The organism is Desulfosporosinus metallidurans, from assembly GCF_001936615.1.
GTDB classification, from domain to species: Bacteria; Bacillota; Desulfitobacteriia; order Desulfitobacteriales; family Desulfitobacteriaceae; genus Desulfosporosinus; species Desulfosporosinus metallidurans.
In genome coordinates this window covers 49,304-57,536 of sequence record NZ_MLBF01000027.1, presented here as the reverse complement: position 1 = coordinate 57,536, position 8,233 = coordinate 49,304, and the positions used below count along the sequence as shown (strand labels likewise).

Here is an 8,233-nt window from a genome sequence, read left to right as displayed (position 1 = left end):
TTTAATATCACAAGGATGCGGCAGAACTTTAATAGCTCTGCCGCATAGTTTCTGATATCAAAGCTTTACGCTTGTTCTTCATTTTAGATTGTGCTTAATTTGACACTACGTCCCAAGCAGCGGGGCAACAACTTAAACTATCTGTAGTCAGCAGATATCACAGGAATCTCACCTCCCCGAGAACCTCCGGGCTGCACTCTGGGACTCAACCTCGACTATGCAGGAGTATCATTGTCCACTGTTCAGGTCTTGGCGAAACAGTCCACCACGGACTGTTTCATGGTCAAACATTCTCGCTCGTCACCTTCGATGCCATCGTTTTGACGGATCACTCTTACCGATCCGCAGGCAGTCCCCGCGTGTTTGCCAATGTCGCTTTCGCTCATCACGGCTGAACAGCTAACGTATTTAAGTTGCTGGGTATGAAGTTTTCAAAGAGCAGTGAGGTGGATAAAAATATCCCCTCACTTCTTAAGGAAAAAAGTGAGGGGTTGAGCGGAATTATTTTTACTTTTCTATAATTTTTTTTAATTTCAGAAGAATATTATGCTTCCTGTCGTTGATTGTCTTTTGCGGGATACCTGTTTCTGCCGATAATTGACGTTCGCTGATTCCCTTGAAAAATAGCGCGTAGATTAGCAGCCGTTCTTGTTCAGACAGCTTTTCCATAGCCGAATTCAACCTTACAAGCATGTCCTGCTTAATGATTGTGTCCTCCAAGGATTCTTGTGTGCGGGACAATATGTATTCGACTTGAATGCCTTTTTCTTCACATTCCTCAAAAGATAGGGTATGTCTGTCGGAGAGCTTGTCCAAATATGCTTCGCGCTCTTTGTGCTGATAATATGCCTTATAGACTTCCTCCCCAACGGGTATCCATTCTTTGTTGACAACCAGTTTATATTTACTATCTTGCTTTTCCATGAGCTTGTCCTCCATTTCAAGATTTTTTTAATCTGAAAAATGAAGAACAAGCGGAGGAGAGCGGCACCCTACTGATCTCAATATCTTTTTAGCAGACTGCAAACAAATTAATGAATTCTGCTTATATAAAAAAGGTCGAAATAATAGGTTTTTTGTCAAATGAAAACCCGCAAACTGCGGCATGCAATTTGCGGGTTTCTGTGTTATGTAAAATTTATTGTATTGTAAATTTGAAGGTGGAAGGTAAGTGTGCGTGTCAAAAAAGCCCATCTCAATATAGATGTAGCTTCTATACCTCTTTACATAAGTTGTTTTAAACTTTTTAAGAGAATATCATCTTCCATTTGCAGCACCTCACAATAGAATAAAAAGCTGTCATATTTTATCGAAATGTGTTATTACTCAAATGCCTATCTGTGTACAAATAAAGACAAAAAAATCCTGCCACAAAAATGGGCAGGTTTAGGACACACAGTCGATGCGGCAACCAGGCTATCATAGTGCTGCTTAAGCACCTTAGATCCTATGGCTTTGCGTCCCTGTCTTTAGACAGGTTTGCCCTTAACACTATTCAATTATTAAGAACAAAAACTGTTTGAGGTTGCAATCTTTTTACTGCGGCTCAAACAGTTTGTCTTTTTATTTCAGTTAAAATTATCATGAAAATTACTGTTCCAGCGTTTCCTAAATGGCTTCTTTCTTGAAATAAGCCTCAACTCGCTCACTATAATTTGCTCGACAATTATCACGGGTCCTATTTTATAATTTGTTAGCTCAAATATTTATGCTATTAAAAAGATTTCAATCAAAGCCTTAATCTCCAGCATGAGATATCGAGCTTTACAGGCTGTCGGTATCTGACTAATCACATTCCCCTATAACTCTTTTGACTCAATGTTCTTATTGCATACGGTATAGCACTCACAAATCGTCGACATAGGCGAAAACAGCTCTACCACATCATATCAATTGCCATTGCACCCAATACTAACATTATTTCAATCGTTATAACGCAATTTCTGCATTTACGCCTTATCGTACATTTTACTCCATCTATTATTCTTATTCTTTAACATGAGTTACACATTGGTCAAACATTATTTTGATATGTTCATCATCCAATGAATAATAAGCAATTTTACCGTCACGTCTATATTTGATCAAACGAGTTTGTCGTAATGATTTTAGATGATGAGAAATAGCAGGTTGAGACATGCCCAATAGAGCTGAAATATCACACACACACATTTCCGAAAGCATAAGAGCATTTATAATTTTTAAACGTGTAGGATCACTTAGCACCTTAAATACCGCAGCCATATTAAACAAAATATCATCATCAGTCATTTCTTTTTTTACTTTTTCTAATATATCCTCATGGATAATGGTAATATTACATAATGCATTTTCCTTCTTATCGATAGCCATAGTTTCTCCTTTCATATAAACAATTAAGCAATAACTTAATTATTATAATATCACTTCCTTATTATACTGACAATACATCAAACCGTCCTCCCTTGGTTTGATTAAATCTTTGAAGAAACAAACCAAGGGTGAATCGTGCAAGTAGATTTATAAATTTTTCGTATTCATTACTCTCATTGCGTTAAGAATTGCAAGTATCGCAACCCCCATGTCTCCAAAGACTGCTTCCCACATTGAAGCTATTCCTAATGCGCCTAATACAAGGAAAATCGCTTTAACACCTAAGGCAAAAACAATATTTTGATATACGATGCTCCTTGTTCTTTTTGCTATTTTTATTGCAGATGCTATCTTGGATGGCTCATCGGTCATAATAACGATATCTGCAGCTTCAATCGCTGCATCGGAACCCAGTCCACCCATGGCCATTCCGATATCAGCTCTTGCAAGAACCGGTGCATCGTTGATACCGTCGCCAACAAATACAAGCTTTCCTTTCGGGGATTTTTGACTATCCAGCCATTCGAGTTTGTCAACCTTGTCAGCAGGCAGTAATTCTGAATAAACTTCATCCAAACCTAACTGCTTTCCAATTTTGTCGCCTACAGTCTTTAAATCTCCAGTAAGCATTACTGTTTTCTTGACACCGAGCAATTTAAGCTCTCTAATTGCATGTGCCGAGTCTTCTTTCACCTCATCCGAAATCACGATATTACCTGCATATTTCTTATCTATTGCCACGTGTACTACAGTTCCTAAAGTCTCAACTTCATTAAATTTAATATTTTCGCTGACCATTAATCTGGTATTGCCAGCAAGAACTTCTCTGCCGTTGACATTAACCTTGATACCATGCCCCGCAATTTCCTGGTAGTTTTCAATTCGGTTCTTATCTATTTCAGCGTTGTAGGCACTTATGATCGAAAGTGCAATCGGGTGGTTTGAATAGCTTTCTGCATAAGCTGCATATTCTATTAGTTCCTCATCTGTATAACCATTTTGAGAATTTGTTTCTGTAACTTTGAAAACACCTTTGGTTAATGTACCTGTCTTATCAAAAATAACCGTTTCAACACTGTTTAAAGCTTCAAGGTAGTTGCTGCCTTTTACCAATATACCCCTCTTTGAAGCTCCTCCTATGCCTCCGAAGAATCCCAAAGGTATTGAAATCACTAATGCACATGGGCAAGATACCACTAAGAATACCAAAGCTCTATAGATCCATTCAGAGAAGGTTGCCCCTTGAATTACCAATGGTGGAATAATTGCAAGCGCTAAGGCTCCAAATACTACCACTGGAGTATAGTATCTTGCAAATTTTGTTATAAAGTTTTCAGTCGGAGCTTTTCTACTGCTGGCATTTTGAACCAAATCCAGGATCTTAGTCACCGTTGATTCGCTGTAATCTTTTGTTACTTCGACCGTTAGGACACCATTTTTATTAATAAATCCGCTTAAAGCATCTTTTCCTGGCTCCAATTCTCGTGGAACTGATTCACCTGTTAATGCAGATGTATCAACCATTGATGTTCCTTCTATTACCTTGCCATCCAGTGGAACTTTTTCTCCCGGTTTTACAACGATAATATCACCAATACTTACATCATCAGGGGATACTTTTTTAAGTTCATCTCCTACTTTTAGATTTGCGTAGTCAGGTCTTATATCCATTAATGAACTTATTGATTTTCTAGAATGATCTACAGCCATATCCTGGAACAGTTCACCCACCAGATAGAACAACATAACGGCTACGCCTTCCGGATACGATCCAACGAAGAAAGCTCCAATTGTAGCAACACTCATAAGGAAGTGCTCACTAAACACCTGGCCTCGAGCAATACCTTTTATTGCTCGTAAAACAACATCTCCGCCAACTATGATATAACTTATTAAAAATATAGTAAGTTCCAACCAATTCGGGAATTTAAAAATCATGCCTACTGCAAATAATGCGCCGCCAATTACAAGTTTAGTTATTTGCTTTTTGCGATTGTCTCCTTCTTCATCTTCATCACTATCATTTTCTTTTGTTTTAGTCTTGAAATTATTTTCCTCAAAAGTAACCTTGACATCAGGCTCTATCTTTTTTACTATACCTTCAATCTTTTCACTTAATTCAGGGAAGCTAACATTAGCATCAGTTGCCAGAGTAAGCTTCTTTGAAACAAAATCCACTGAAGCATACTTGACTCCTTCTAAGTTGTTTACTTCTGTTTCTATTTTTGCGGCACAATTTGCACAGCCGAGGCCGTCAAGCATTACTATCCTTTTATTATCCTTATTTTTATCTGCATCGATTACCTTAACATCAGGCTCAATCCTTTTTACTATAGCTGTAACCTCTCCAAGAATTCTATTAAATTCCTTCTTATCAGAAGCTTCTATTGTCAGTTTCTTGGAAACAAAGTCAACTGTTGCATTGTTGACTCCCTCGAGGCTTTTGGTCTGTGTTTCAATCTTAGCTGCACAATTAGCACAGTCAAGACCTTCAAGTATTAATACTTTCTTTACTCCTTTGTTAACTAATTTTTCTTTTACTGCAACATCAGGTTCATGCTTACGTACGATAGACTTAACTTGTTCAAGTACACTCACGTATTCAGTTTCTGATTCAGTTTCTAAAGTTAATGTCTTGTTCATGAAATTCATATATGCTTTGACTCCATTTAGTTCATTAACTTCTTGCTCAATTTTAGCTGCACAATTGGCGCAATCTAAACCTTCTAAAATTAATTCCTTCTTTAACATCGTGTTGAACCTCCTTCTCATATAAACGATTAAACAATTGCTTAATCATTATATTATCACTATCACAATTTGTCGTCAATACGGAAAAACGAAAAATTGTATAATTAATGATATTGACAAAAGAAATCAATAGATATAGAATAATTTTAGGCAATATCAAAAAAAGTTGATATAGGTTAGGAGGAAAGAAAATGGCAGAATGCAAATGTATTTCAGAACAGCCAAGAATATTTAAAAAAGATGTTGACCTTTTAGGTTCTGATAAATTAAATAAGATGTCAAGTGTCGCCAATGCTTTAAGCGACCCTATCCGGCTCCAAATTCTTTATCTTTTAAAACAGCATGAGGATATTTGTACCTGCGAGTTTCAAGAGTTATTGGATTTAAGCCAATCGAAGGTTTCATATCACCTCAAAATATTACTTGATGCTGGATTAATTAATAGAGAAGTAATCGCAAACTGGAGACACTATAGTTTAATAGATAAAAATATTTTGGAGAAAATTGAAAAACTTATGAGTTAATTTTTTTGCATTCAATATCAAAAAAAATTGATATATGAGGGGTTATAGAAATGGCAAAGCAACAAACCTAATAGCTGATTTAAAATTTTTTACCCGGCATATCAAAAAAAGTTGATATATAAAACCATAAAATCAATAAATATTCTAGGAGGGATATTATGAGTAAAGCAATTAACAATTCGCCTATATTAACCAGCACGTTAAAAGTTAGTGGATTGGATTGCCCGGATTGTGCTAAGGATGTACAAAAGGCAGTTTCATCTATACCAGGCGTACAAAGTGCAGAAGTTAATTTCGGTGCCCAAAAATTGAAGGTTGTTCATAACAACAACGAGGCATCGATAGAACAGATTAGTAAGGTTTTAAGTAAGATTGGGCATACCGCAACAGTATTAAGTGAAAACAGGGAATCTAATAAAACCAGCAGTTCACCAATCGTAACCATCACATTAAAAGTTAGTGAATTGTGTTGTCCTGATTCTGCTAAGGATGTTAAAAAGGCAGTTTCATCTATGTCAGGTGTACAAAGTGCAGAAGTTAATTTCAATGCTCAAAAGTTGAAGGTTGTTTATAATAGCAACGAGACATCATTAGAGCAGATTAGCAATGTTTTAAGTAAGATTGGTCATCCAGTAACATCAGTGAAAACAGAGAACGTAGAGAATGCAAAGGCAGCTCCTTCAGAAAATGCAAAGAATGCAAAGACAGGTACTTCAATAACTCCATGGTGGAAGGAGACTAAAAATGTTTTACTTGCAATATCTGCAGTGATTACAGTTTTAACTTTAATTGCTGAATGGACGCACATAGGATTACCTGAAACTTGGGCAAAGGTGCTTTATGGTGTAGCAGTTATAATTGGTGGCATTTTCCCAGCAAAAAAAGGCTTGTCGTCTCTCAAGCATGGCCGCTTAACAATTAATACTTTACTGGTTGTTGGTGCAATTGGTGCAATTTATTTAGGACTTTGGGAAGAAGCTTCTCTGCTTGTAGTTATATTTTCACTAGGGGAAGTGCTTGAGTCTTATGCAGTAGATAAGGCACGTGGCTCTATTCAAGCATTGATCTCATTAGCCCCACAGGAAGCAACAGTTCTTCGAAATGGCAAGGAACTACGTGTCCCTATAGAACAGGTCAATATTGATGAAATAGTTTTAGTAAAACCCGGTGAAAAAGTCTCAGTCGATGGAGTTGTAGTTTCCGGAACATCAGCTATTGACCAGTCTTCTATTACAGGTGAGTCAATTCCTGTTGAGAAGCATGCAGGTGATGAAGTATATGCATCAACCTTAAATGGCAGAGGGGCACTTGAAATAAAAGTGACAAAGCTTGCAGAGAATTCAACTCTTTCAAAAATTGTAGAACTTGTAGAGAATGCACAGATGAAGAAAGGTAACGCACAAAATTTCAGCGAGAGATTTGGCGCAATTTATACACCATTTATGTTTGTACTTGCAATAATAATGGCTATAGTACCACCGGTGTTCTTCGGGCAGCCTTTTGATGCATGGTTATATAGAGCTTTAGTGGTATTGGTTGTTTCATGTTCATGCTCTCTGGTTCTTTCAGTACCAATTGCCATTGTAGCAGGGGTTGGTAATGCTGCAAAGAATGGAGTTTTAGTTAAGGGCGGTATTCACATGGAAACCGCTGGGAAGGTTCAAGTAGTTGCTTTTGATAAGACTGGTACTTTAACTACAGGAAAGCCTACTGTAACTGATGTAGTAGCTTTAGTAAGTATTTCTGATGAAAAGCTTTTAAAGATAGCTGGAACTTTGGAAGTACGTTCTGAGCATCCTTTGGCTGATGCAATCCTTAAATTAATATCGGAAAAAGAATTGGAGCTTGAAACGATTGACGAGTTTATGTCAATTACAGGCCGCGGAGCTAAAGGAATGATAGATGGAGAACAATACTATATTGGCAATCCTCGTCTATTTAAGGAAATTGGTGTTTCGGTAGAGAGTCATATAAAACAAATTGAAAGTCTGCAAGACGAAGGTAAAACTGTAATTTTAGTAGGTAATTCAAAGCAGATTCTTGGTATGATTGCGGTATCTGACCAGCCTAAGGGAAATGCAAGAAAGGCAATTTCTAAGTTAAAAGAACTCGGTATAAGAAAGATTGTTATGCTTACCGGCGACAATAAGGTTACAGGAGAGGCTATAGGCCATAGACTAGGTGTTGATGAAGTAAGAGCAGAACTTCTGCCAGAGGATAAGATTAGTGCGATTAAAGCTTTGCAACAAGGTCATAGTACTGTTGCCATGGTAGGCGATGGAGTAAATGACGCACCAGCACTTGCTCAGGCAGATGTAGGTGTATCTATGGGAGTTGCGGGTACCGATGTAGCATTAGAAACAGCCGATATCGCATTAATGGCAGATGACCTCGACCAGCTTGTATACATGGTTAAAATTAGTAGAAAGACAGTTTCTGTAATAAAACAAAACATTGCATTCTCATTAGCATTAGTAGCATTCTTAGTCCTTACTGCACTGTTCGGCTGGATGCCGCTAACTACAGGACTAATAATCAATGAGGCAAGCGCTCTTGTAATCATAGCAAACGGAGTGCGTCTATTAAAGGTAAAGCAAAGCTAAAAT

Annotated in this window: 5 protein-coding genes and 1 riboswitch; of the genes, 2 read left to right on the top strand and 3 right to left on the bottom strand. The window is 37.3% G+C overall.

Going from position 1 to position 8,233, the window contains the following annotated elements:
* Window positions 1-507 precede the first annotated feature (507 nt).
* The 3 genes from DSOL_RS15675 to DSOL_RS15665 form a co-directional block, all read right to left on the bottom strand.
* Window positions 508-924, bottom strand: coding sequence for a sigma-70 family RNA polymerase sigma factor (locus tag DSOL_RS15675; protein ID WP_075365770.1), 417 nt, complete (start codon window positions 922-924; stop codon window positions 508-510).
* A gap of 479 nt (window positions 925-1,403) precedes the next feature.
* Window positions 1,404-1,494, bottom strand: a riboswitch (cyclic di-GMP riboswitch).
* Window positions 1,495-1,986: 492 nt separating this feature from the next.
* On the bottom strand, window positions 1,987-2,352 hold the full coding sequence (locus tag DSOL_RS15670; RefSeq protein WP_075365769.1) for an ArsR/SmtB family transcription factor: 366 nt from the start codon (window positions 2,350-2,352) through the stop codon (window positions 1,987-1,989).
* Window positions 2,353-2,499: 147 nt separating this feature from the next.
* Window positions 2,500-5,103 (bottom strand): heavy metal translocating P-type ATPase, encoded by a 2,604-nt coding sequence (locus DSOL_RS15665; protein WP_075365768.1) that lies wholly within the window; start codon window positions 5,101-5,103, stop codon window positions 2,500-2,502.
* A 191-nt stretch (window positions 5,104-5,294) separates the two neighbouring features.
* Between DSOL_RS15665 and DSOL_RS15660 the strand changes: the two genes are divergently transcribed.
* Window positions 5,295-5,627 (top strand): ArsR/SmtB family transcription factor, encoded by a 333-nt coding sequence (locus DSOL_RS15660; protein ID WP_207649640.1) that lies wholly within the window; start codon window positions 5,295-5,297, stop codon window positions 5,625-5,627.
* Window positions 5,628-5,785: 158 nt separating this feature from the next.
* Window positions 5,786-8,230, top strand: a complete 2,445-nt coding sequence (locus DSOL_RS15655) for a heavy metal translocating P-type ATPase (protein ID WP_075365767.1) — start codon at window positions 5,786-5,788, stop codon at window positions 8,228-8,230.
* Window positions 8,231-8,233: the final 3 nt, after the last annotated feature.

Excerpts from the sequence above, each read along its gene's own strand:
- DSOL_RS15675 (WP_075365770.1), bottom strand. The coding sequence starts at position 924 with ATGGAAAAGCAAGATAGTAAATATAAACTGGTTGTCAACAAAGAATGG.
- DSOL_RS15670 (WP_075365769.1), bottom strand. The coding sequence starts at position 2,352 with ATGGCTATCGATAAGAAGGAAAATGCATTATGTAATATTACCATTATC.
- DSOL_RS15665 (WP_075365768.1), bottom strand. The coding sequence starts at position 5,103 with ATGTTAAAGAAGGAATTAATTTTAGAAGGTTTAGATTGCGCCAATTGT.
- DSOL_RS15660 (WP_207649640.1), top strand. The coding sequence starts at position 5,295 with ATGGCAGAATGCAAATGTATTTCAGAACAGCCAAGAATATTTAAAAAA.
- DSOL_RS15655 (WP_075365767.1), top strand. The coding sequence starts at position 5,786 with ATGAGTAAAGCAATTAACAATTCGCCTATATTAACCAGCACGTTAAAA.